Below are 24,331 nucleotides of genomic sequence, written 5' to 3'. Positions count from 1 at the left end.
CGCATGATGCGCACCGGGCCGCCTGCCGCCCTTTTCATCCTATAATAGAAACAAATCGTTACCCGGAGGGCTGGGATGAGCCGCGACCAGAAGCCAGGAAAAGTCAGAGTCATCGGTCAGCGCGACGGCGGTGCACCGCCGCATCCGCTGCGTCGGGCGACCGATTTCGACCCCAACGCCATTGCCGGTTCGATGGACGATCGCGGCACCGGGCTTGCCGGCGGCGCCGCTGCGGCCGATGCCAAGAGCGGGCTTTCGCTGGTCCCGATCTTTCTGTTCCTGATCGCCTGCGCCGCGGGCGCGGTCGGCTTCACCATGTTCATCCTGCCGGGGCTTGCCCGATGAAGGCACAATTGCTGCTCGCAGCCGCGGCGGCCGCTGTGTCGGCGGCGGCGCTCTCCGCCGCCGAGACGAACCCCGGAGCCGAGGGCAACAGCCTGTTCGCGGCCGCCGCGCCCCAGCCGCAACAGCGCCCCGAGGGCCGCCTGCCGGGCTTCGCGACCGAGCTTGCCGAGCGCCCCCTGCCGAAGGGCAACGAAGCCTGGACGGTGATCGGCCACGAGGAAGCCTGGAAGGCGCTCGCCCGCGCCGATGCCGAGAACCGCCAGCGGACACGCTGGCGCTACGCGACCAGCCTGATCGGGCAGGAACTCGGCAGCGAGGCTGCCGGCGTGCTCGAAGTCATGGAATCGGACGATCCCGATCTCGCTCTGGTCGACACCTTCCGCCTCGCAAAGGGCGCCGCTTTTGCGCAGATGCGGCGCCCGCAGCAGGCGCTGGAAGCGCTGATCGGCCCCGCTCTCGCCAACAACGCCGAGGCCTGCGCCTGGCGGCTGCTGGTCCTCGCCGAGGCCGGTTTCGGCGAGCAGGCGCTGGGTCAGCTGAACTGCGCCCTGCCGGCGCTCAACGCGCGCCCGGCGGAACAGCGCAATCGCTTCGTCCTCGCCACCGCGGAGGCGGCGCTCGAAACCGGTCGCGCCGATCTCGCCATGTCGACCCTGCGCCAGATCCGCTCCGGCGACCCGGCCGGCGATCTGCTGCGCGGCCGCGCCTTCTACGCACTCGGGAAGCCTGGAGAAGCGCGCATCCAGCTTCGCCGGGTGGCCAAGAGCGGCACCGAGGAACAACGCCTCGACGCCGAGCTTGCCGGGATCGAAGACAGCGTCGCCCGCAAGGACATCGCGCCCAATGCTGCGATCGAGAAGCTCAACCGCATCCGCTACGGCTGGCGCGGCGGGCCGATCGAGCGCCGCGCGCTCGAACTCAGCTACCGTCTCGCGACCGACTCCGGCGACACGCGCGGAGCGCTCTCGGCGGGTTCGACCCTGTTCAACTATTTCGAGCTTGGTGCCGAAGGGCCGCCGCTTGCGGCCGCGCTCCAGAAACAGCTCGCAAGCGTGCTCGATGCAGCGAACCGGATGCCGCTCGATCAGGCACTCGGCCTGTACTGGGATTTCCGCGATCTTGCGCCGCTTGGGGCGGAGGGAGACCTCCTCGTCAACCACTTTGCCGATCGCCTGCAGAGCGCCGGCTTGTACGCCAAGGCCGCCGAACTGCTGGAACATCAGCTCTATGTCCGCGCCCAGGATCTCGCCAAGGGGCCGCTATCTGCAAAGGTCGGCCGCCTCCACATCCTCGCCGGGCGCCCGGACATGGCATTGAAGGTGATCCGCGACACGGCGAACATCGTCTATACGCCCGAGATGCGGGCCGAGCGCCACCGCGTCGAGGCGGTCGCCCTGACCCAGCTCGGCAAGACCTCGGAAGCGCTGGCGGTGCTGCAGGAGGTGCCGGACGGCGCAGGCCTTCGCGCCGAGATCCTCTGGAAGGCGCGTGCCTGGGCTGCCTTCGCCGCCGAGGCCGCCCCGGCTCTGCCGCCCGCCGGCAAGCTCAGCGAGGTCGGTCAGGCGACGATCCTTCGCCATGCCGTGGCGCTGGCGATGACACATCGCGAGCCGGAGATTGCCGCGCTTCGTGCACGTTATGCAGGCGCCTTCGCGACGCTGCCGACCGCGGCCGCGTTCGACGCGCTGACCAGCGATCCGGCCTCGGTCGATCCGGAGCGCCTCGGCAAGGCAATGGCGGCAATCCCGACGGCAAGCCCGGCCGGCGACATCGCCGACCTGCTCGAAGTCCGCAGGAACAGCTGAGCCCGCTCGCGTCCGAATGCAGTCCAAGGGCCGCGCGGCATTGCTTGCCGCGCGGCCCATTTCGTTTGCGCCCCGCATCCGGGCCGAACATGCGCACGAAAAAGGGCCGGGCGCTTAGCGCACCCGGCCCTTCATAAGTTTCGCGGAGCCGTCGGGATCAGCGCAGATAGTCGGTCAGCGACAGCGTCGAGAGCTGCGAGAAGACCGAGAAACTCGCCTTGAGCGTCGTCTGCTGAATGTTGAGGTCTATCGCAACCTGGGCAAGATCGGCGTCCTCGTTCTTCTTGATCAGGTCCTTGAGCAGCACCGCGCGATCGTCGGCGCGGGTGCCGAGCGTCTCGATCTGCTGCTGCTTGCGGCCGTTCTCCGCATTGATGTTGCGAACGTTGACGAGACCGTCGCCGAGCATGCTCAGCGCCTCGTTGAGCGCCGTGTTCTGGGCATCGGTCGGCTTCTCGCCGATGTCTCCGGCCGCGGCGAGCTTCTGGAAGGCAAGGAACAGCTTGGTTCCGACTTCGTCGGCGCCGGCACCATATTCGACGTCGACGCCGTCGGCGACGTGCGCCGACGCGCGTACGCCGTCGTTCGAGAAAGCGTCGGACGCCGCCATCCCGACCGTGTCCGCCAGTTTGGCCGGCTTGAACGGCAGGGAGTCGGTCTGGGAGCCGGCAAAGAGCGGCAGACCGCCTTCCGACGCGTTGAGCGACGCGCGAAACTGCTGGAACGTCTGCTCGATCGCTTCCTGCAGGCCGACGGACTGACCAGTGCCGACCGCCGTCAGGATAGATTTCTGGAGATCGCTGACCGAGCTGTCGATGGCCGTGATGTTGGCATCGTAGAGGCTGAGGGTCGTGCCGACCGTGTTGGCGACGGTGCTTTGCGCCTCCTGCCGCGAGAGCAGGCTGCGGGCCGAGATCTGGCGCACGGTCTGCGTACCCAGCGCCGCATAATCGCGCGCTTTCTTGCCGCTGGCGAGCTGGAGCTGGGTTTCAGCGAGCTGCTGCTGGCTCTTCTGGATGGCCGTGGACAGGTTACGCTGCATTGGGATGGTGGCGACGCGGTTCATGAAAGCCTCTCTCAGCGGACCATGTTGATGAGTGTGTCGTACATTTCGGTGGCGGTGGAGATCACCCGCGCCGCCGCGGAATAGCTGTTCTGGAGCACCACCATCTGGGCGAGTTCCTCATCGATGCTGACGCCGGAAAAGCCGTCGCGGCGGTTGACCGCATCGTCGCGGCGCGCCGATGCATCTTCGAACGCCTCGGTCGCCTGCGCGGCTTCGGTTCCCGCGCCGCCAAGAAGCAGCCCCGAGAAGCGCTCGAGCGTGGCGACGCCGCCGGAGCCGAAATCGACGAGCTTCGCGAGCTCCTCGACGAAGCCGGTTCCGCCGCGCAGATCGCTCTGCCCAAGCGCGCGCTCGCCGACTGCGACATTGGTCTGCAGCCGGGCCAGCGGCATCAAAGCGGCGTTCATCCCGATGTCGGGACGGACCTGGCCGGTGCCAAGGCCCATCGAGGCGCCGGTGAGCGCGGACAAAGCGGAGAAGGACTGGCCGGTGCCGAGACGATCGGTCGAATCCGAGACGATGGTCAGCGACGCGCCGGATACCGCTGCATCCGGCTGGAACTGGATCCGGCCCTTGCTGTCGAGCGCGAAATCTCCGTAATCGGCAAGCGGACTGGCGTTCAGCTGACCGACGAGATCGTTGAACGTCGTTCCCGCCGGCGACAGCGTGAACTTGGTCAGCGACCGGCCCGAAGCATCGCGCAGCACGATGTCGGTGGTCTGCCCCGGCGCGAAACCGTGCGGGTCCGTGCCGACGAAGCCGGACGGCACAAGCGGGCTGTCCTTGCTGCGGATGAGATCGTTGAGACCGAAATATTGCGAGAAGCCGACGCCGGCGCGGCTGCTCGGATTAGCCTCGTCCTGCGCGAGCGCGACGCCGTTGCCGGAGGCACTCGCGGCGATGACGAGCTTGCCGTCGGCGAAGGTCGCCGTTCCGGCGCCACCGAGCCCGGCATTGATCGCGGCAACCGCGTCGTCGACGGTGGCCATGCCCGAGAAGTCGATCGTGGTCTTGGCGACCAAGTCGCCGTTCGACTTGGTCACGGCGAAGGTGGCCGCGCCGGTGAAGCCGAGGCGGTCGGTGCCGACGACGCCGGTTGGGCGGCCGTCGAGCCGCGCCGGCGGCGGCACGGCGGTGCCGGCATTGGCCGCGGCGTTGAGCGTCTGGGCCAGACCGCCGAACAATTGCCCGAGCTTGTCGGCGAACTGGGGCAGAGCCCGATCGCGCAGATCGATGAGGCCGCCAAGCTTGCCGCCGATCGCCGCGCTATCGATCTTGTCGCCGGTCGCGGCGCCGAGCGTACCGTTGGACTCGGCGAAACGGATCCCGATCGATGGGTAGACGGGCTGGGCGACCCCGGTTCCGGCCGAGGAATAATCGAGCTGACGAAGCCGGCGGTCGAGCAGGGTTGCGCCCTGCGGCGTTTCGAGGATGACTCGGCCGTCCGGCTGATCGCGAACGCTGACCTTGACGAGGGTGCTCAGCTCCTCGAGAGCAGCGACCCGCTGGTCGATCGCGCCGGCCGGGCTCTTGCCCAGGCCCTGCAGGCGGGCGACTTCGTTGTTGAGTTCGTAAACGCGCGACAGCAGGCCGTTGGTGCGTTCGACCGTGTAGCCGACTTCGGATTCCACGTCCGTTCGCAGGCTCGAAACGTCACCGTCGAGGCGACGGATGGAGGTGATCGCATCCTCGACATCGCCGACGAAGGCGGCGACATTCTGATTGGCGGCCTGGCCGCTGGTCAGCCGCACGGCCGAGGCGGAAATGGCATCGAGCCGCGCCGGCAGCCCGGATTCGGACCCCGGCTCACCGAGAAACGCCTGGAGGCGATCCATATAGGATGCGGTGACCTCCGACTGACCCATGTCGCCGGAGCGCTTGTAGACACTGAGTTCGAGGAAGCGATCGGCGACGCGCTCCGGCTCGCCGACGATCACGCCGTTGACACGGCCGTTGGTCACGGCCGTGGTCAGGCCGACGCGCTCGCGCGCATAGCCGGCAGTGCCCACGTTGGCGATGTTGTTCGACACGGAACGCAGCCCCGATTGGGACGCATTGAGGCCGGATATTGCCGATCCGAGGATCTCGTTGAGGGACACGCCGATCTTTCCTTCGAACTTCAGGATAGTGAGGGCCCGGCCGGGATCGGCCGGGCCGATGGCCGCTTAGCGCTTCAGGTTCGACACTTCCTGGAGCATGTCGTCGACGGTCGTGATGATCTTCGACGACGCGCTGTAGGCGCGCTGAAAGCGGATCATGTTGGTGAACTCGCCGGCGAGATCGGCATTGGACGCCTCGAGCGAGCTGCTTGCGATCTGGCCGGCACCGAGGGCGCCCGCCTTGTTGATCGCGTAATTGCCGGAATTGGCCGACATCTGGAAGGCGTTGCCCGACATGCGGGTGAGGCCGTCCGGGTTGGCGAAGGTGGCGATCGGCAGCTGGAACACCTCGCGGGTGGTGCCGTCGTCGAACACGGCGCTGACGCGGCCGGTCTTCGAGACTTCGATCGAGGCGAGATTGCCGAGCATGCCGCCATCGACGATCGACGAGATCAGCGCCGATTCGCTGCCGAACTGGGTGAGGCCGTTGAGCGCATTCGCATCGCCGAGATTGAAGTCGATGGTGAGCGGGTCGGCCTTGTTCTGCCAGCCCAGGGTGAGCTTGTCGAAGCTCGCCGGAAGCGACTTCAGGCTGCCGTCGCCGTTGAACTCGACTTGGCCGGCGGCGATCAGACCCGGGATCGCCGGGGTACCGATGCCGTTGGTCACGTCGGTCGGGGCACCATAGACTTCGGCCTGCCACTTGTTGGCATCGGACTTGATGAAGCCGACGGTCACGCGGTGGGCGGTGCCCTGCGCGTCATAGACGTCGATCGAACGCGTGAATTGCGGCGTAACGGTGCCGTTGGCAATCTGGCCAGCAGCGTAGGTGCCGCCGGTGACGGCAGCGTGAACCGGGGTGGTCGACTGCAGGTTGGCACGGATTTCCAGCTTCGAGGTCGGCATCGCGGTGCCGGTCAGGTCGCTGAGACGCACCGGCTCGAGCGTGTCGAGGCTGCCGGTGTCCACGTAATTGCCCTGGGTGTCCAGGCGCCAGCCCTGCAGCATCAGGCCGCTGGTGTTGCGCAGGAAGCCTTCGGGATCCGGCTTGAACGAGCCGGCGCGGGTGAAGCTGACTTCGCTGCCCGGGCTGTTGTCGGAACGCACGACGAAGAAGCCGGCGCCGTCGATGGCGATGTCGGTGTCGCTCGACGAGGATTGCAGCATGCCCTGCTTCGAGATCAGCGACTGCGGCGCGGCAGTGACGCCGCCGGCGGCGTAGCTGCTCTTGGCATTGCCGTCGGTGACGAGGGTGCGGAATTCGGTCTGTACGGCTTTGTAGCCGACCGTGTTGATGTTGGTGATGTTGTCAGCGACACCGGCCATCGCGCTGGACTGCGCGGAAAGGCCCGAAACGCCGGCATAAAGCGCGGAATAGAGGCTCAACGTAAATCTCCTGAAAATAAGTCGGCCGGCGTTCTGCGCCCATCGTTCCCGATCATTGTAGGATGAGGTTCGGGGCGAACCAACAATGGGCAAAAATTGCCTAGTTCCGCGTCAAGCCTCGGCAACGGTCCTATAATCCAGTCAAACGGCTGAAGGATCGAGACGATGTCGCTTCGTATTTCCCTGCGCGACGGTGAAAAAGTTATCGTGAACGGTGCAGTGCTGCGCTCCGTAGGACGCACCGATCTGCGTCTGGAAAATGGCGCAAGCGTGCTTCGCGGCCGCGACGTGATGGCCCCGGAAGAGGCGAACACGCCCGCCCGCCGGCTCTATTTCGCGTGCATGATGGCCTATATCGATGGTGGCGACCGCACCGTCCATCAGGACAATATCATCGATCTGGTCCGCGAACTGCTCGCGGCGCTCAAGGCGCCCGAAGCCCAGGCCACCTGCGTCAGCTTCGCCCAGAAGGTCGCCTGCCAGCAATTCTATACGGCACTGGCCGATTGCCGCTGGCTGATGAATTACGAAGCCCAGCTCCTCGGCATCGCCGAAGCGGCCTGAATCCGATGCTTGCCGCCGCCGCTTCCGCAATCCGCGAACTCTCGCCCGATCTTCGGTTCGGCCGGGTCGTCGCGGTGCGCGGCGCCCTGATCGAAGTCGAAGGCCTCTCAGGAGCGGCACAGATCGGTGCGCGGATCAGGATCCAGGGCACCGAACAGCCGCTCGAGGCGGAAGTTACCGGGCTCGATCGCGGCATCGCGCATTGCCTGCCGTTCAGCGACCCCCAGGGGATCACGTCCGGCTCGCGTGCCGATTTGATGGCGGGACGCTTCTCGCTTCGTCCCTGCGAAGCCTGGCTCGGCCGCATGGTCGACGGGCTGGGTCGTCCGGTGGATGGCAAAGGCGTTCTTCCGCGCGGCGAAGTGCCGCGCCCGATCAAGGCGGCGCCGCCGCCGGCCGCAGCCCGGACCCGGGTAGGTGCCAAGATCGAAACCGGCGTTCGCGCGCTCGACATCTTCGCGCCGCTCTGCGTCGGCCAGCGCCTCGGCCTTTTCGCCGGCTCCGGCGTCGGCAAATCAGTGTTGCTGTCGATGCTCGCCCGCTGGACGGAGTGCGACGTCGCGGTCATCGGCCTGATCGGCGAACGTGGCCGTGAGGTTCAGGAATTCGTCGAAGACGATCTCGGCGAGGACGGCCTTGCTCGCAGCGTCGTCGTCGTCGCCACATCGGACGAACCCGCGCTGATGCGCCGCCAGGCGGCCTGGACGACGCTTGCCGTCGCCGAGCATTTCCGCGCCCAGGGGCTTCGCGTCCTCTGCCTGATGGACTCCGTAACCCGCTTCGCGATGGCGCAGCGCGAGATCGGCCTCGCGAGCGGCGAGCCGCCGGCGACCAAGGGCTATACGCCCACCGTTTTCGCCGAGTTGCCCCGCCTGCTCGAACGCGCCGGCCCCGGACGGCCCGGCGAAGGCAGCATCACCGGCCTGTTCACGGTGCTCGTCGACGGCGACGATCATAACGAGCCGGTTGCGGACGCCGTGCGCGGCATTCTCGACGGGCACGTCGTGATGAGCCGCCGGATCGCCGATCGCGGCCGCTACCCCGCGATCGACGTGCTCAAATCCGTCTCGCGAACCCTGCCGGCCGCCCACACGCCCGAGCAGAACGTGCTTCGCAATGCGGCCAAGACGGCGCTTTCTACGTATGGCGACATGGAAGAAATGATCCGGCTTGGCGCCTATAAGGAAGGAACCCGCGACGAAGTCGACCGGGCCATCCGCCTCGCCCCCGCGATCGAGACTCTGCTCAAACAGGGCAAATCCGATCAGGGCCATGCCGACGAGAGCTTCGCAGCACTCGAGGCGCTCCTCGCTCCCGAACCGCAGGGTGACGCATGAAGACTCCGTTCGACACCGCACTTCGCATCCAGCAGCGCGAGATCGACCGCGTGGGAATGGCGATCGGCGCGGAGACGAGCCAGCTGGTCGCCCTCGAGCAGGCCAAGCAGGCCGCGCTCGCCACCGCCACCGCAGAAGTGCAGCTGGCCGGCAGCGATCCGATGATGTCCAGCTTCGCTTACGTCAGCCGCATGCGCATGCTGCGCGAGCGTCTGGAGCAGGACCGCTCCGCGTCCGCCGCCCGCCTCGACCGGCTGCGGGATGAAGCGACCGACGTTTACGGCTCGATGAAGGCGATGGAAACCGCCGCCGACGGCTATCGGGCCTCCGCCGCGCTCGCCGCCGCGACCGCCGAGCAGGCGATGATCGACGACATTTCCAACGCGGCGCTGCTGCGCGCGCGTCGCACGGCCGCGCGGGAGCGCCGCCCATGATCGGCCGGATCGAGATCGAGCGGCTCCGCCCCGAGCAGAAGGCGGATCTGATCTACACCCAGGCCCGCAACGATCTCTCGAGCCGCCTCTGGCGGGCGGCACTGGGGGACGGCGGCACGCCGGAAGCGTCTGGCGAACTGGCGCCAAGCGGAGGCGGGCCGAATCTGGAGTCGCTGCTTGCCGTGCTGACGCAGCAACCGGCAGCCGCCCCGCGCCAGCCGGTGGCGACCGCCTCTCCGGGGCTCGGCCGGCTCGAGGGCCTCACCTTGCCCAACACCGAGCCTACGGCCGCTCCGGCCACCGAGGCCGAACCCCAGGAGGTCGGTCGCGCCGGCGGGCTCGGCCCCAACGCGCAGCACCAGGGAAGCCTGGAGCGCGCAGCCGCGCGCACGGGCATTCCTACTGCGGCGCTGGCGGCGATCGTCGATGCCGAGGCGGCGAAGGGACGGGACGGCAGCTGGAAGCTCTACTCGCGCAACCCCCGATCGAGTGCAGCCGGGCTTGGACAATTTCTCGCCGGCACCTGGGTCGGGGAAGCGCAACGCAGCGGTACCTGGCTCAATCAGGTGGCGAAGAATCGCGGCTGGCTGAACGAGTCCGGCAGGGTCGAAAAGGGTGCCCAGGCCGAGCTGCTTGCGCTCCGCTACGACGGCGAGACCTCGATCCATGCCATTGCCGATTATGCCAAGGGCAATCTCGACCGTCTGCGCAAGGCGGGCGTCGACATCGGCGGCGGTGTCGCGAAGGTGGCGCAGGCCGCCTATCTCGGCCATCATCTCGGCGCCGGCGACGCGGTCAAGTTCCTCAAGGGGGGACTCGACAATGGCCGCGCCGCAACCTTGCTGCGCGCTCAGGTCGGCGCGGCAAGCGCGAACGCACGCCTCGCCCAGGCCGGCAACGCCACCACGGCCCATCGACAATGGCTGCTCGGTTTCGTCGAGCGCCACATCCGCCCGGAACGTTTCCAGGCCTGAGTCTTTCGGCTGCGGACGAGATCGCCAGGTATTGGGCGCTTGAGGCCCGGACGACACCAGCCGTGCGACCATCTTCGCGGACCGCATCTCCGCGCTCGTCAGACGGGCGGCTCTCTTGCAGCCATGTGAATCCGGATCTGCGATTCGCGTTCGCTGAACCCCGTCAGAAAAAAGGAATCGGCAACCGGGTCAGGCCCTGCAGCCCATCCTATAAGATAAGCATTAGTACTGAGCGTTCGCCGTCGGGCTCCCCCCGAAGCTGCCAACGCCCTGCAGACAGGCGGTTTTTTCGAGAACCCCTGAGATCCCCCGGGGCCGCTTACGTACAACCCCGCATATAGGATTACCAAGAAGGTTAACTCTCCTCCTGCATTTCAGGGCTCGTAGACGGAGCCGGGGAGCGCAGGGTGCGTTCCGCTCCGGGGGGAGTTACCAATGTCCAAGACCACCATCGCGCTGGAAGCCTTGGTTGCCGACGTCATCGCGAACCGCGCCGCCGAAGGCGCGAAGCAGACTGCCCGCCAGCGCCTCAACACCGATCGTGCCTTCGCCTCGATCCTCAAGCTGATCGCACCCCGGATCCGGCATTTCATCCGCCAGTATGGCCTCGTTGCCCATTGGGAAGATGCCGAGCAGGCGGCAGCCATCGCCGTCCACCGGGCGATCGAAGCCTATGACCCCGAAAAGGCGCAGTTCACCACATTCGTCAATTGGCAGATCCGCGGCGAGATGCAGAGCCTGCGCTTCCGCCTGATGACCGACCAGCGTTCCTCCGCGAAGAAGGTCGAGGCGCTCACCGTCTCCCTTCAGGATCTCGGCCGCAGCCAGGACGGCGAGGACATGGCGTTCGAAGCGACCATCGAGGACGAAGACGCGCTCGACGCCACCGAAGCCGCCGCGTCCGACTATCTCGCCCAGAATGCGACCGGCGCGCTGATCGACGAATATATCGAGCATCTTCGTGCCGTCGGCATCGAGCAGCTCAAGAAGCGGCCGCGCGCCAAGAAGGCGATCGCCAATCAGCCGGGCGACATCAACGACCAGATCCCGTCCCGCCGGCCGCGCTTCCGGGAAGTGGATCCGGTCGAGCTCGCCAAGCTCGAAGAGAAGCTCACCCGCAACCGCGAGATCGTCGAGCGCCGGGTGTTCGACACGGGCACGCTCGATGCGCTCGGTCTCGACACCGGCCTCACCAAGGAACGAGTCCGCCAGATCACCAAGCGGGCGGCCAAGACCATGGGCGAGCTCGTCGCCAGCAGCGCGAAGTTCCAGGTGATGGCCGATTACAAGGTGGCTGCCGCGACCGGCGCCCGGCCGCGTACGGCGTCTGCCCCGACCGCAGAGGCTCCCTCGGCGATCATCGAAGCGCTGCCCGCGCTGCTTCCCGATCCGAGCTCGCCGCACAACCGCCTGACCAGCCTTGTCGCGATCGGCCAAGAGGCCGCGGTAGAGCAGGAGCAGCCGGTGTCGCTCGGCCTCCCCAGCGAGATCGCCCGCAAGGCTGCCTGATCGCAGCGTACGGCCGGTCACCCGAGCCTCGCAAAGGGGGTGACATTGGTTCGGCTGCGGCACGATCCGTGGTCCGAGCACGCCGCGGCTCCCATTCGATCCTATAATGGCCTCAGGCGGGGGCATCGTGCCCTCAATAGGGGGGTTGTAGGTGGTTCCGGGCAAGCCGCAATGGCGATCGGGAGACGTCGACGAGGATGCGCTCCTGCGCGCCTCCTCCGAGCCTGCGCTGCTCGGCGCAGGTCTGGCGATGATTCCGCACGCGGCTCGTTTGCTGACCCGCATCGACGCGCCCCTCCTCACCGTCGCCACGTTCCGGGGCGACGCTACCATCAGGCTGATCCCGTGGAGCGCACGTCTGACTCCGGGCACCGCATTGGACATGAGCGAAGCGGCGTTCTGGCCGGAGGTCGAGCCTCTGGTCGAGTCCGGCTCGGAGGCGCTTCGGCAGATTGCCCTGCGCTGGCCTGGTTACGCGCTGCCGCCTGTTATCGGCTTGGTCACCGACGGCACCGGCCTTGCCGCGTCCGGCGACGATCCGTCGGGGTTGTCGGCGGAGTGGCTCCTAGACCGGGTCCGATCCTCCTCGCCCGCTTCGGTCCTCGTTCCGTTCGCTCCGACTGGTATCTGGTCTCTGTTGTCGCCGGACATGGTACCGGCCAATATCGGCTGCTGTCATTGACAGACTGACAGGAGCGGGAATGACCGTCTCTTCGTCCAGAACAGACATCGGGGGGAGACGATGGCGAGGCGCGGGCTCCGTCAGAGCTTCGAACCATTCAGGATGACTTGCTGCTCGACATCGACAACCCGGCTTCGACATCGCGAGGTGGGCCGGATCAGGCCAGCACGCCCGTACCTTGGACGGCGAGCCCGCCGCGTTCGCAATCTCCGGGACGGGCGCGTGGATCCGCCTATCATGGGACGGACGAAGCCGGATCGTGCCGTATCGAGCATGGCTCTTCAACGATGCGTCGCACCGATTTTCTCGGCAGATGCGATCGGGCTCTATTCAAAAGAGTAAGCCTTAAGGTCTAGGGCAGACGCATGATTCTCTGGATGGGTAGGCCGATGCGGTCATGACCGGCATGGACGAACAGGCAGAAAAGCGCCGGCTCTTCGCCGCCATCGGCGAGACAATGTTCGCGCGCGGTCTCGACCCGAGCCCCGAGAATTTCGCAGCCGTGCATGCCGAACTCGCAGGTGCCTGGGCCCCGCCCGGGACCGCGATCGTGCCGGCCGCGCAGGCGCGCGGGCGGGACGTCGCACAGGATCTCATCCACGTCGCCCGCCGCCAGGTCGAAGCCTTTGCCAACGTCGCTGCCTCGACCCGCGAGGAGGTGCGCGATTATCAGGGCGATCTCCAATTCGGCGCGGAGCAGCTCGCGGCCGGTGCCGGTCCCGCCTCGATCGCGGCCCTGGTCGGCCTGACCGAGACGATGATCGAGCGTAGCCGTCTGGCCGAAGCACGCCTCGAACAGGCCACGGAGGAAGCGAATGCACTCCGGCAGAAGCTGCTCGACGCCCAGTCGGAAGCGCGGACCGATGCGCTCACCGGCCTGTCGAACCGCCGCGCGTTCGAGGATCGCTACGCTGCCCTGAGCGAGGCCGGCGTCCCGATCAGTGTTGCGCTTTGCGACATCGACCGCTTCAAGTCCATCAACGACACTCACGGCCACGATGTCGGCGACCGGGTGCTGAAGCTGGTCGCACAGGTGCTCAAGGCGACCTGCGGCGGCGCGATGGTCGCACGCTACGGCGGCGAAGAGTTCGCCGTCCTGTTCGCGGCAAGCAATTCCGCGGTGACCTCAAGGTTGGTGAATGCGTCTCGTGAGACGGTCGCGGCCAGCCCGTTCAAGGATCGCGAGACCGGGACCCCGATCGGCCAGATCACCTTTTCCGCCGGCGTGGCCACGGCCCGTCCCGGCGAAACCGAGCATGCGGTCATGCGACGCGCCGACCGCCTGCTCTACAAGGCGAAGGCGAGCGGCCGCAATTGCGTGGAGGTCGACACCGGTATCCGACCGCCGCCGAGCGCAAGAGCACGTGCGCCCGGCTGAGCCGGCGCGGCCGATCAGGCGCTCGGCACCAGCCCGGCCGTGAACGCGATGCGCAGGATATCGGACAGGTTGGTGACTTCCAGCTTATCCATCAGGTTGGCCCGATAGATTTCGATCGTACGCGGGCTGAGATCGAGATCGTAGGCGATTACCTTGTTCGATCGCCCGGCGATCAGGCCGTGCATCACCTGGACCTCTCGTGCGGAAAGCTTCTCGATCTTCGCCTTGGCGGCGTCGACCCGCGCAGTCTGCTCGCTGCTTTCCTCGAGCTGGCCGCACGCGCTGTTCAGGACTTCGATCAGTGCGTCATGCTCGTACGGCTTCTCGAGGAAGTCGAGCGCACCGGATTTCATCGCCTCGACCGCCAGGCTGACTTCGCCATGCCCGGTCAGAATTACCGCGACGAACTTCGCCCCGTAAGGCTGGATGGCCTTCAGCACGTCCAGCCCGGTCGAACCCGGCATGTGATAATCGAGCAGGATTACGCCGGGTCCGAGCTCCTCGGCGCGCTCGAGGAAAGCGTCGCCCGACCGGAAGCCCCAGACCAAGGTGTTCGGCAGGACGGAGAGAAGAGACTGGAGAGAGAGACGGACATCGTCATCGTCGTCGACGACATAGATGGTACGCGTGGTCATTCCTGGCCTCCTGGTCTTGTTCGCAGCGTGAACCGGAAGGTCGCGCCGCCATCCTCGTTATTCTCGGCCGTCAGCGTTCCGCCATGGGCCTCCACGATCCGCTTGCAGATCGAAAGCCCGACGCCCATGCCTCCCTCCTTACCCGACACGAACGGCGTGAACAGCCTGTCAAGCATCTCGGGGCTGAGACCCGGGCCGGTATCGCGCACCGCGATGGCGAGACGCTCGGCATCGGCTTCGGGTTGCGCGGAGACGACGATCCGACGCTCTTCCTGCGGCATTTCGCCCATCGCTTCGGCCGCGTTGCGCAGCAGGTTCACCAGAACCTGCTGGATCTGGACCCGATCGGCGAAGACGCGGAGATCGGGATCATCCGCCTCGACCCGCAGATCGACGTCATTGCGGCCCCGGCTTGCCAGCGCCAGCGCCACGGAATCCCCGATCAGTTCGCCGACCGGAGTCAGTTCCTCCTGAACGGTCCCGCGCGAGACGAAGGTGCGCAGGCGGCGGATGATCTGCCCCGCGCGTAGCGCCTGCTGGCTCGCGCCTGCCAGAAGATCGTCAATCTTGCTGTCGTCGCCGGCGCTGCGCAGCACCTTCGCGGTACCGAGAAAATTGACCACGGCGGTGAGCGGCTGATTGAGCTCGTGCGCGAGCCCCGAGGCCATTTCGCCCATCGCGCTGAGGCGGGAGACATGCATCACCTCCTCCTGAAGCTGGGCCAGGCGGCTCTGCCATTCCTCCCGCTCTGTGACGTCGATGTAGAGCGAGATCATCCGGGTCAGCTTGCCGTCCGCATCGTAGAAGCAGGCGGCGCTCGATTCGAGCATGCGCCGGCCGCCGTCCGGAGTGATGAAGCGATAACGGAAGCGGACGCGTGGGGCTTGTCTCGCAATCGCAGCGTTGATCGTCTCGAAGACACGGGCACGGTCCGCCGGATCGACATGCTCGCGCCACGAGCCCAGATCGGCCATGGTCCCCCGCTCCACACCTAGGGTCGGGCAGCTCCCGGTAGACTCGGTGAATCGGCCGGTGACCGCATCCCATTCGAGAATGCCGATGTCGCTCGCTTCCATGGCCAGCATCAGCCGGGCTTCGCTGGCTTTCAATGCCGCTTCGGCCTCGGTGCGCGCGCTGATGTCGGTCATCGACAAGACGTAGATCGGCTCGCCGCCGTGCCGGGGCTCGAGCCGGCGGGCCCGCTCGAGCACGTTCAAGGTCGATCCGTCGCGGCGACGTTCGATCAACTCCTCTTCCCAGCCCTCCGCGTCGGGATCCCAGTCGACGGTGCCTTCCGCCGCACGCGAGCCGAGCAGGTCGTGCTTCTGCCGTCCGCGTGCCTCCTGCTGAGTCCAGCCGTACAGCTGCTCACAGCCCATCGACCAGTGGATCACGGCGCCGGACGTATCGGTGAGCGCGATCGGCGCGGAGTCCAGCGCTCGGGTCAGCGCACGGCGGGCGCGTTGCTCGCGCGACGCCCTGCTCGTCACCCAGATCAGCAGCGCCGCCATCGCGGCAATGTTGAGCGCCGTCTCCAACGCGCCGGAGATGGATGAATCCACGCCCAGCGACTTGACCCGCTCCTCCACCCACTCGGTCGCCACCGGCGTGACGACGAGCAGCGGCAGCACGACCTGCAGGATCGTGCGGTCCATGCCGAGCCCGGAAAATAGCCCTTCCCACACCGAGCCTCTCCAGCCGAGCAGCGCGACCGAGAGCACGGCGCCGCAGATCAACGCGGGCAGAGGCGCGGCGACATAGCGAAGGACGGGATCGCTCACCGGCCCCGAGAGCGGCATCGCGGCGCCGGCGACGGCGATCGTTCCAAAGGCGGCGATCGCGAGAGCGGCCACGGCCTGCCCGGCGCGCAGGCCTGGCCGCATCGCGAGCAGCAGACCGGCCGAGAGAAACAGCAGGGTTACCGCCACGGCAATGGTCGGCCGCCCGGGCGTGGCCAGTTGCTGCTCGGCGACACCCGTCGGGAACAGCCATGAATCGGCGCCGATCGAGGTGCCGGTCGCATCCTGGAGCAAGGTCGTCGCAGCGACCAGCAGGGGCACGATCAGCAATGCTGCGGCCAACCGCGCGTTGCCGCGCAGCGCCGCCAGCATCGCCACGGAAAGACAAAGGTAACCGAGTGCCGACAGCGGCTGCGTCGGGTAAGGGCCGCCGAGGGCAGCCAGGCTGGTGACGTTCATCGCCCAGGCAGCGAGCACGAAGAGCGCACACGTGCCGCCGATGACACAGAGCGCCACCGCCGCCTTGTCCTGCGCCTCTGTTGCCATTGCCGCTCCCCCATCGGCCGAAATGCCGCCCACGGCGGGCGCTGTGGCTGACACTTGCGATTCAAACAACCTACGGGATGTACTGTACAAACCACATAAGCGACGATCCCGGCAAACAAAAGTTCCTGTCAGCTGGCTGCGCCAGGAAGCAGCAACACGCCCCGGCGCCGGCTACGCGCAGCCCAGCGCCCGCGCACGGCACGCAGGGCATCGCCCCCGAACCAGCCGACGCAGCGCAGACCCGCGGTGACCAGAGAGACAGGCGACACCCGGAGGCGCAACCACCCCCGCCGGGCGCCGCGACGCGCCGGCTTGGAGGCCGGGGCGCTACGGGCTGCCGGTGCACTTCCCGGCCAAACCACCCGCAGACCCTTCGGAACGGCTTGCCAATCGCTGCCGGTACGGATCATGTCCTCGCCGCAATTGCGGCAGGTGCTGAAGTAAAAGCCCTGATTGTAGATCGCGCTGGGCTGCGCCTGGTGCTTGCGGAACCGGCACGATGTGGTGCGGCGCGGGCGCAGCGCTTTGCCCGCCGCCGCGTCGAGGCCGGTGGCGATCACCGAGACCCGGATGCGACCGTCCATCGCGACGTCCTGCGAGGAGCCCCAGATGATCTGTGCTTCCGGATGAACGCGGCTGGTAATGTAGCGGGCGGCTTCGTCGATCTCGACGAGCCGCATGTCGTCACCGCCGACGATCGAGATGATCAGGTGATTGGCGCCGTCCAGGGCGCCGTCCAGCAGCGGATTGGCGACCGCCGCCTGCGCTGCCTTCACCGCACGATCGGCACCCTCGCCTTCCCCGGTTCCAAGCACTGCCTTGCCCATGCCTTCCATGATCCCGCGAACATCGTTGAAGTCGAGGTTCACGATACCCGGATTGACGATCAGATCGGTGATCGAACGAACGCCTTGCTCCAGCACCGCGTCCGCCGCCTCGAAGGCTGCGGTGACGGTTGCGTCGGGCGCCGCGCCGTGCAGCAGATTCTGGTTCGGGATCACGATCAGCGTGTCGACCGCGCGCCGCAATTCCTCGATGCCGCGCTCGGCGGCGAGATAGCGGCGGCTGCCCTCGAACCGGAACGGCTTGGTCACGGCTGCGACGGTCAGGATGTTGTTGCGGCGTGCCCAGCAGGCGATGCGGATCGCAGCACCGGTTCCGGTTCCGCCGCCCATGCCGGCCGCGATGAAGCACATCTGCGCACCCCGCAGGGCCTCGGCGATATCGTCGTCGAGTTCGCGGTCGGCGGGTGACTGCCGGCGCGGGTCGGCTGCGATGCGTCCGCTGACCTTTTCGCGCAGCAGGATGCGGGTGGACGCCGGCGACGCATCGAGCGTCTGGACGTCGGTGTCTGCAGCGACGAAGTCGACGCGCTCGAGGCCGTTTCGGATCATGTGCCGGACGGCATTGCAGCCGGCACCGCCGACGCCGACGACGCAGATCCGCGGTCGAAGCTCGGCCATCGCGGCCGGCTCCCGGTCCGCCTGATCGGATGTCGGATTCTTGAACAGCATGTTCAGCACCATGTGCGTGGTCCTTCGAACAGAGTTTCTTGGAGAGACGAGCGACTGCTCGCCGCAATAGGATTTACCCGACTCAGTGCCAGCGGCTGCGTCCATCGGCATCGCCGCGGGCGAGCATCGACAGGCGCTCGAGAAGGCTTGGACCCCGCTGCGGCAGGGCGCGCGTCGCATCGATCCGAGTCACCGGCCGTGTGCGGGCCGGTGGCTGATAACGATGGAAATCGAGGTCTGCCGATCCAGGCTCGGAGAGGATGACGCTATCCTCCGGCACCATCGGAGCAGCGGGCGCGCAGGCGGTGGCTCCGGGCGCCGTCATCACGATCGTGTCGGTCGCCGCATAGCCGTCTTCCCAAGGCGCGGAAATCTGGACGTGGTAGGTGCCGGTTTCGGGCAGGGCCGGCAGGGCGGCCGGCTCCTCGTCCTCGATCGGAAACGCAGTCACAGCCAGCCCGGCCGTCACCGAAACCGCGGTTTCAGGAGGTGCAGTGAAGCCAAGATCGGCCTCTTCGACGGCGCAGGTGCAAGCGGAGTCAATTTCCTCCATCGGCGGAGCAACACTTGCCGCGGGGGCGCGGTGACGCGCCGGCTTCGGCGCGTCGGAATCGATCCCGGTGGCAAGGATCGAAACCCGGATCCGGCCTTCGAGCATGGGATCCACGGCCGAGCCCCAGATGATGTTCGCTTCGGGATCGACTTCGTCCCGTATCCGCATCGCTGCTTCATCGATCTCCATAAGCCGCATATCTTCGCCGCCGGTGATCGAGATGATCAGCCCTCGCGCGCCCTTGATCGCACCGTCGAGCAGGGGGTTCTGAATGGCGCGATGTGCCGCTTCGGTTGCACGGTTTTCGCCGCTCGCTTCGCCGGTGCCGAGCATCGCTTTGCCCATCGCCAGCATCACCGTCCGCACATCCGCGAAATCCAGGTTGATGAGGCCGGGCATGACGATCAGGTCGCTGATGCTGCGAACACCCTGTTCGAGCACCTGGTCGGCGAGGCGAAACGCCTCCCGAAAGGTGGTGTTCGGCGAGATGACCCTGAAAAGATTCTGGTTCGGAATGACGATCAGCGTGTCGACTTCGTCGCGCAGCTCCTCGATGCCGGACATTGCCGACGCAAGGCGGCGGCGTCCTTCGAAGCCGAACGGCGTGGTGACCACTCCGACGGTGAGAATGCCCTTGGCGCGTGCCGCTGCCGCGATCACCGGAGCGGCGCCAGTGCCGGTCCCGCCGCCCATGCCGGCAGCGATGAAGCACATGTGGGCACCATCCAGTGCGGCTTCGATGTCGTCGATCGACTCGAGCGCTGCCAGCCGGCCCGCCTGGGCATCGGCGCCCGCGCCGAGACCTTCCGTTACCATGCGACCGAGCTGAACTGTCCGCTGAACCGGGGATGCATTGAGCGCCTGCGCATCTGTATTGGCGACGATGAAGTCGACCCCGTTTACCCCGCCCTGAAGCATGTTGGCGACGGCGTTCCCACCGGCACCGCCCACTCCAACGACACAAATCCGCGGCAAGATTGCAGTACCGTAAGTGTTGAGGCGATCAGACATCTTGCAATTTCACCCTACAGACGGGATCGGCAAACGCTCACCGACTCCAGCTTCGTTAGTGAAACGTTAACTACTTGCTTGCAGACCAGATCACCTATTGCGGAAACGTACCTAGCGTGATTCTACGGATGGCGACGAGCTTGGCCGTAGCGGCGCAGCATCGCGCCCTCGCTTGCAGAACGCTGTAGTTTTACGGGTGGTGCATTAGGCGTCGGGGAGGTGTAGGCCCCAGCAATGCCAACCTCGTCCGAGACCGGAGGACAGCTGCTCGCCGCAGTGCTCGACACCGCTCTCGATGCGGTCGTCGTGATGCGCTCCGATGGAACCATCGCTGCATGGAATCAGATCGCCCAGCGCATGTTCGGCTGGAGCGCCGCGGAAGCGATGGGTCAGGATCTTGGCGATCTGATCATCCCGGAGCGCCTGCGCGCAGCACACAAAGCTGGGTTGGACAGATTCCTTCGTGCCGGTGAGGTCGGGATCCTCGGACGGCAGATCGAAACGGTCGCGCTGAAGAAAGATGGCAGCGAGATGCCGGTCGAACTGGCGGTGATGCTGACCGGGCGATTTCAGGAAATCCTGTTCCTCGGCTTCATTCGCGACATCAGCGCCCGCAAAGCGGACGAGCAGAAGATTGCCGAGCTCCAGGCCGATCTCATTCACATGTCGCGCGTGAGCGCGATGGGAGCGATGGCGTCGACCGTCGCTCATGAACTCAACCAACCGCTTGCCGCCATCTCCAACTATCTCGCTGCCTGTGAAATGGCGCTCAAGTCGGAAACGCCCGACATCGCGAAGCTGGCCGAACTGGTCGGCTCGGCCAGGCAAAATACCACGCGTGCCGGCCAGATCGTGCGGCGGCTCCGCAACATGACGGTGAAATCGAAGTCGGTTCGAGAGCGTTTCGATGTCGGCGAAGCGATCGAGGAAGCCGCGAACATCGCGCTGATCGGGCCCGAGGGGCGCGACGTGCGGCGGGCGGTTCGCTGCGAGCCCGGTCTGTTCGTGCAGGTCGATCGCGTGCAGCTTCAGCAGGTGCTGATCAACCTCGTCCGCAACGCCGTCGAGGCGATGCAGGGTTCTGAGCGCAAGCAGCTTTCGATTGCGGCCTACCGCACCAACGAAGAAGTGCGGATCGATGTCCGAGACACGGGCTCAGGGCTCAGCGCCGAGATGCGGGAAGCCCTGATCACCCCATCGGGAATTCCCAAGCAGGAGAAGATGGGCATCGGGCTTTCCGTGTCGCGGATGATCATCGAGGCGCAGCACGGACGCTTGTGGGCCGAAGATCCCGCCGAAGGCGGCGCCTGTCTTTCGATCGCAATCCCGGCGGCGAAGGACTGATCGCTTTTCCGAACCCCGTACTACCCCTACCGAAATCCTACTAAGTGCCGGAAAAGATTGCGGGAAAGCCAAACGCGGAGAGCCGGGACGTCTAAGAGGTCAGAGCGCCACCCTTTCGTCCAAGCAGGATCCACCCGTTGATTCATGAACCCGACGAAGTCTTCGCCCGCGGAGCCAGCGCGAAGAATGCTCGTCCCGACATCGATCCCCAGCGCGTGACGCAATTGGTGGACGATCTTGCCAGCCTTTCGGACGATCTTTGCGCCGCACAGCGGATTGCCAAGCTTGGGATCTGGCGCTGGCGCGTGGGCACGCAGGATTTCACCTGGTCGCACGAAATGTTCCGGATCGCAGGGCGGCAAGAAGCGGATTTCACGCCGACGCTCGAATCCTCGATGGCCTGCATCCACCCGGACGACCGCGCTTCGATGCGGGGGCGACTGCAGGGCTGCATCAACAGCCGAACCCATTCGGCGGCGGAGTTTCGAGTCGTCCGTCCCGACGGCGAGATCCGTTATTGCTGGGCCGAAACGCGCCCGATTCTGGATTCCTTCGGCCGGGTGCTGTCGGTCCGCGGCATTTGCCAGGACATCACCGATCGCAAGACGATCGAAGGCGCATTGCGAGAAAGCGAGGAGCATTACCGCTACACGCTGGAGCTCAGCCCGCAGATCCCCTGGGCCGCCGACCCTGCAGGCCAGATCATCGAGGTCAGCGCCCAAGGCTTCGACGCGATCGGCCGGACACCGGACGAAACGCTCGGCGACGGCTGGCTTGCCGTCGTTCATCCGGACGACCGCGCCCGCACCCTCGTCAACTGGCAGCATGCGTTGCGCACCGGCGAGCCGCTCGACACCGCGTACCGGCTGATGCGTCACGACCAGGAATATCGCTGGGTTCGCGCCCGAGCCGGCGCGCGCCGCAGCGCCGATGGATCGATCCTGCGCTGGTATGGCACGCTCGACGACATCGACGACCAGAAAAAGGCGGAGGCGGCCCTGCTCAACATGCAGGAGCTGTACCGCCTGGCGGTGCGCGCGACCGGGCTCGGCATCTGGGACTTCGATCATGAGACCGGGGCGCGGCGATGGTCCGGCGAGCTGCGGGCGATGCTCGGGCTGGGGGCCGATGCGCCGGCCGACGCATCACGGTTCCTCGGCCTCGTTCACCCGGACGATCGCGATGCGGTAATCGCCTCGATGCAGAGCGAGGACGAAGTCCATGCCGAGATGACATTCCGGATCCGCCGCGCCGACACCGGGACGCTGCGCTGGCTCACGATCGACATCCGCGCGATGTCCGCCGAGGGCGACACCGGCGGCAGCGGCAGCCGGACCATCGTTGCGTTTCGCGACGTGACCGATCGCAAGGCGGCGCAGGATCATGTGGAATGGGCGGCACGCCACGATCCGCTTACCGGTCTCGCCAATCGCGTTCTCTTTCAGGAGCAGCTTCAGGCGGCGGTTTCGGCCAGTCTCGCCGGAGGCGAGCGGTCGGCACTGCTGCTGATCGATCTCGACGACTTCAAGCTGGTCAACGACACGCTTGGTCACGATTCCGGCGACCAGTTGCTCCGTCTGTCCGGGCAGAGGATTGAAACCGTCGTGCGCCCCGGCGACACGGTGGCGCGTCTCGGCGGGGACGAGTTCGCGATCGTGCTGCCGCAGATCGGATCGGAAGACGAGGTGCTGGACATTGCGGAGGCAATCCTGGCGGCCCTCGGCGCACCGGCCCGGGTCAATGGTCAGCTCGTCGACATCCGCGCCAGCATCGGGGTCACCACGTCCGCGGATGGCGAGGGCGGCGCCGAGGAGCTGCTGAAGCATGCCGATATCGCCCTCTACGTCTCCAAGGGGGCCGGCCGTGGCCGCGTGACGCTGTTCCACCCCGAAATGCGTGCGTCTATTCAGCAGCGCGCGTCGATGCTCAGCCTCGCACGCTATGCCTTGTCCGCCGATTTGGTCGAGCCCTTTTATCAGCCGCAGGTCGACCTCTCGTCCGGCGCGCTGATCGGCTTCGAAGCCCTGCTGCGCTGGCGGCACCCGCGCCTTGGCCTGCAGCTGCCGGGAAGCGTCGCCGCGGCCTTCGAGGACAATGAACTGGCGACCAGCATCAGCGACCGCATGTTCGAACGAACCATCGCCGACATGCGCTGCTGGCTTCAGGACGGCCTCGATTTCGGCCACGTCGCGGTCAATGCCTCGGCAGCCGAGTTTCGCCGCGACAATTTCGCCGAGCGCGTGTTGACCCTGCTTCGAGCCGGAGACGTTCCGCCGTCGCGGCTCGAACTGGAAGTGACCGAGACGGTGTTCCTGGGCCGCGGCTCGGAGCTCGTCGATCGCGCACTCAACCTGCTTTCCTCGGAAGGGGTCAAGATCGCGCTCGACGATTTCGGCACCGGCTATGCGTCGCTATCGCATTTGAAGCGCTTCCCGGTGGACATCATCAAGATCGATCAGAGCTTCATCCGCGACATCGAAGACGATCCGGAGGATGCGGCGATCGTCAGCGCCTTGATCACGCTCGGCAACAGCCTTGGCCTCAAGACGGTCGCAGAAGGCATCGAGACCGAGCGTCAGGCGAGGTGCCTGACCGCTCAGGGCTGCACGATCGGTCAGGGTCATTATTTCGGGCGGCCGATGCCGACGAATATGGCGCGGCAGCTGGTGGCCGACTGGCCGGCACTCGGCCACCGCCTGACCGCAGCCCGCTGAGATCTGCAGGCCCGCCCGCCACAGCGTCTGGGACGGCAGCCTCAGCCTTGTTCGCCGGGGGCCGCGCGGCGCATGCCGGCGGTCGCAGCGAGAAGTACTGCGTCGGCGAGCGATTTCGCGTTCAGCTTTCGCATCACGCTGGCACGGTGCATTTCGACCGTGCGGATGCTGATGCCGAGATCGTCGGCAATCTGTTTGTTGGACGATCCGTTGAGCAGCGCCTGCAGCATCTGAACCTCGCGCGGGGTCAGGCTCCGGACCAGGGTCAGGGCTTCGCCCCGATCGGCTTCATCCTCCTCTATCGCCCGCAATGCGGTAGCCGCGCGCGCCAGGGCTTCGAGGAGCGCCGTTTCGCGGAACGGCTTTTCGAGAAACTCGATCGCGCCGAGCTTCATCGCGGTCACGGCGAGCGCCACTTCGGCGTGGCCGGTCATCACGATCACCGGCCAGCGATAGCGCCGCGCATGCAGCTCGGAGAGGACCGCAATCCCGTCCGATCCCGGCATCCGGATATCGAGCAGGATGCGGCCCGGCGGCAATTCGGCGAGCGCCGCGAGGAAGGCGTCGCCGGTGGCGAAGCCACGGCATTGCAGGCGGTTGACGTCGAGCAACACGCCGAGGGATGTTCGGATCTGCGCATCGTCGTCGACAATGTACACCGGATATTGGTCGTTCATCGAAGACCCCCCGTTCCTG

Annotated in this window: 19 protein-coding genes; 11 read left to right on the top strand and 8 right to left on the bottom strand. The window is 66.5% G+C overall.

Features of this window, described 5'->3' with window-relative positions:
* The first annotated feature begins 75 nt into the window (after nucleotides 1-75).
* Nucleotides 76-345, top strand: a complete 270-nt coding sequence (locus tag ETR14_RS12830; RefSeq protein ID WP_129385085.1) for a hypothetical protein — start codon at nucleotides 76-78, stop codon at nucleotides 343-345.
* Entirely contained in the window at nucleotides 342-2,150 is a 1,809-nt protein-coding gene (locus tag ETR14_RS12825) for a hypothetical protein (RefSeq protein ID WP_129385083.1), read from the top strand. Before ETR14_RS12830 ends, ETR14_RS12825 begins: the two co-directional genes overlap by 4 nt.
* Nucleotides 2,151-2,307: 157 nt before the next feature.
* Here the strand turns inward: ETR14_RS12825 and ETR14_RS12820 are convergent, their stop codons facing one another.
* The 3 genes from ETR14_RS12820 to ETR14_RS12810 all read right to left on the bottom strand — a co-directional run bounded on the left by ETR14_RS12820 (nucleotide 2,308) and on the right by ETR14_RS12810 (nucleotide 6,701).
* Nucleotides 2,308-3,216, bottom strand: coding sequence for a flagellin (locus ETR14_RS12820; protein WP_129385081.1), 909 nt, complete (start codon nucleotides 3,214-3,216; stop codon nucleotides 2,308-2,310).
* An 11-nt stretch (nucleotides 3,217-3,227) separates the two neighbouring features.
* On the bottom strand, nucleotides 3,228-5,315 hold the full coding sequence (locus ETR14_RS12815) for a flagellar basal body rod C-terminal domain-containing protein (RefSeq protein ID WP_129385079.1): 2,088 nt from the start codon (nucleotides 5,313-5,315) through the stop codon (nucleotides 3,228-3,230).
* 66 nt (nucleotides 5,316-5,381) lie between these two features.
* Nucleotides 5,382-6,701 carry a flagellar hook protein FlgE gene (locus tag ETR14_RS12810; protein ID WP_129385077.1) on the bottom strand — a complete coding sequence of 440 codons (1,320 nt, stop codon included), beginning with the start codon at nucleotides 6,699-6,701 and terminating at the stop codon, nucleotides 5,382-5,384.
* A gap of 165 nt (nucleotides 6,702-6,866) precedes the next feature.
* On the opposite strand from ETR14_RS12810, the gene ETR14_RS12805 reads away from it, so the two are divergent.
* The 7 genes from ETR14_RS12805 to ETR14_RS12775 all read left to right on the top strand — a co-directional run bounded on the left by ETR14_RS12805 (nucleotide 6,867) and on the right by ETR14_RS12775 (nucleotide 13,579).
* Nucleotides 6,867-7,265 (top strand): flagellar biosynthesis repressor FlbT, encoded by a 399-nt coding sequence (locus ETR14_RS12805; protein WP_129385075.1) that lies wholly within the window; start codon nucleotides 6,867-6,869, stop codon nucleotides 7,263-7,265.
* A gap of 5 nt (nucleotides 7,266-7,270) precedes the next feature.
* Nucleotides 7,271-8,602 carry a flagellar protein export ATPase FliI gene (gene fliI, locus ETR14_RS12800; RefSeq protein ID WP_129385073.1) on the top strand — a complete coding sequence of 444 codons (1,332 nt, stop codon included), beginning with the start codon at nucleotides 7,271-7,273 and terminating at the stop codon, nucleotides 8,600-8,602.
* Nucleotides 8,599-9,036, top strand: a complete 438-nt coding sequence (locus ETR14_RS12795) for a hypothetical protein (RefSeq protein ID WP_129385071.1) — start codon at nucleotides 8,599-8,601, stop codon at nucleotides 9,034-9,036. The genes fliI and ETR14_RS12795 overlap by 4 nt, the downstream gene beginning before the upstream one ends.
* The gene (locus tag ETR14_RS12790; RefSeq protein WP_129385070.1) at nucleotides 9,033-10,010 is read left to right on the top strand and encodes a peptidoglycan-binding protein; all 978 of its coding nucleotides are present in this window, start codon (nucleotides 9,033-9,035) and stop codon (nucleotides 10,008-10,010) included. The genes ETR14_RS12795 and ETR14_RS12790 overlap by 4 nt, the downstream gene beginning before the upstream one ends.
* Nucleotides 10,011-10,445: 435 nt before the next feature.
* Nucleotides 10,446-11,519 carry a sigma factor gene (locus tag ETR14_RS12785; RefSeq protein ID WP_129385068.1) on the top strand — a complete coding sequence of 358 codons (1,074 nt, stop codon included), beginning with the start codon at nucleotides 10,446-10,448 and terminating at the stop codon, nucleotides 11,517-11,519.
* 151 nt (nucleotides 11,520-11,670) lie between these two features.
* The gene (locus ETR14_RS12780) at nucleotides 11,671-12,201 is read left to right on the top strand and encodes a hypothetical protein (RefSeq protein WP_129385066.1); all 531 of its coding nucleotides are present in this window, start codon (nucleotides 11,671-11,673) and stop codon (nucleotides 12,199-12,201) included.
* Between the two features lie 397 nt (nucleotides 12,202-12,598).
* The gene (locus ETR14_RS12775) at nucleotides 12,599-13,579 is read left to right on the top strand and encodes a GGDEF domain-containing protein (RefSeq protein ID WP_129385064.1); all 981 of its coding nucleotides are present in this window, start codon (nucleotides 12,599-12,601) and stop codon (nucleotides 13,577-13,579) included.
* 14 nt (nucleotides 13,580-13,593) lie between these two features.
* Here ETR14_RS12775 and ETR14_RS12770 read toward each other — a convergent pair whose 3' ends face one another.
* The 4 genes from ETR14_RS12770 to ftsZ (ETR14_RS12755) all read right to left on the bottom strand — a co-directional run bounded on the left by ETR14_RS12770 (nucleotide 13,594) and on the right by ftsZ (ETR14_RS12755) (nucleotide 19,541).
* Entirely contained in the window at nucleotides 13,594-14,214 is a 621-nt protein-coding gene (locus tag ETR14_RS12770; protein WP_129385062.1) for a response regulator transcription factor, read from the bottom strand.
* Entirely contained in the window at nucleotides 14,211-16,499 is a 2,289-nt protein-coding gene (locus ETR14_RS12765; protein WP_129385060.1) for a PAS domain-containing sensor histidine kinase, read from the bottom strand. The genes ETR14_RS12770 and ETR14_RS12765 overlap by 4 nt, the downstream gene beginning before the upstream one ends.
* Before the next feature lie 128 nt (nucleotides 16,500-16,627).
* Nucleotides 16,628-18,025, bottom strand: a complete 1,398-nt coding sequence (gene ftsZ / locus ETR14_RS12760; RefSeq protein ID WP_165356425.1) for a cell division protein FtsZ — start codon at nucleotides 18,023-18,025, stop codon at nucleotides 16,628-16,630.
* A gap of 70 nt (nucleotides 18,026-18,095) precedes the next feature.
* Entirely contained in the window at nucleotides 18,096-19,541 is a 1,446-nt protein-coding gene (gene ftsZ, locus ETR14_RS12755) for a cell division protein FtsZ (RefSeq protein ID WP_371416803.1), read from the bottom strand.
* 270 nt (nucleotides 19,542-19,811) lie between these two features.
* Here ftsZ (ETR14_RS12755) and ETR14_RS12750 point away from each other — a divergent pair, with 270 nt between their 5' ends.
* Nucleotides 19,812-20,921 (top strand): sensor histidine kinase, encoded by a 1,110-nt coding sequence (locus ETR14_RS12750; protein WP_129385054.1) that lies wholly within the window; start codon nucleotides 19,812-19,814, stop codon nucleotides 20,919-20,921.
* A gap of 137 nt (nucleotides 20,922-21,058) precedes the next feature.
* The gene (locus ETR14_RS12745) at nucleotides 21,059-23,635 is read left to right on the top strand and encodes an EAL domain-containing protein (RefSeq protein WP_129385052.1); all 2,577 of its coding nucleotides are present in this window, start codon (nucleotides 21,059-21,061) and stop codon (nucleotides 23,633-23,635) included.
* 41 nt (nucleotides 23,636-23,676) lie between these two features.
* On the opposite strand, the gene ETR14_RS12740 is transcribed toward ETR14_RS12745, so the two are convergent.
* Nucleotides 23,677-24,312 carry a response regulator transcription factor gene (locus tag ETR14_RS12740; RefSeq protein ID WP_129385050.1) on the bottom strand — a complete coding sequence of 212 codons (636 nt, stop codon included), beginning with the start codon at nucleotides 24,310-24,312 and terminating at the stop codon, nucleotides 23,677-23,679.
* Nucleotides 24,313-24,331 lie beyond the last annotated feature (19 nt).

The sequence above is a fragment of the Sphingosinicella sp. BN140058 genome (assembly GCF_004135585.1).
Taxonomy (GTDB): domain Bacteria; phylum Pseudomonadota; class Alphaproteobacteria; order Sphingomonadales; family Sphingomonadaceae; genus Allosphingosinicella.
The sequence above is the reverse complement of the archived record's forward strand: the minus strand, read 5'-3'. Positions and strand labels throughout refer to the sequence as shown.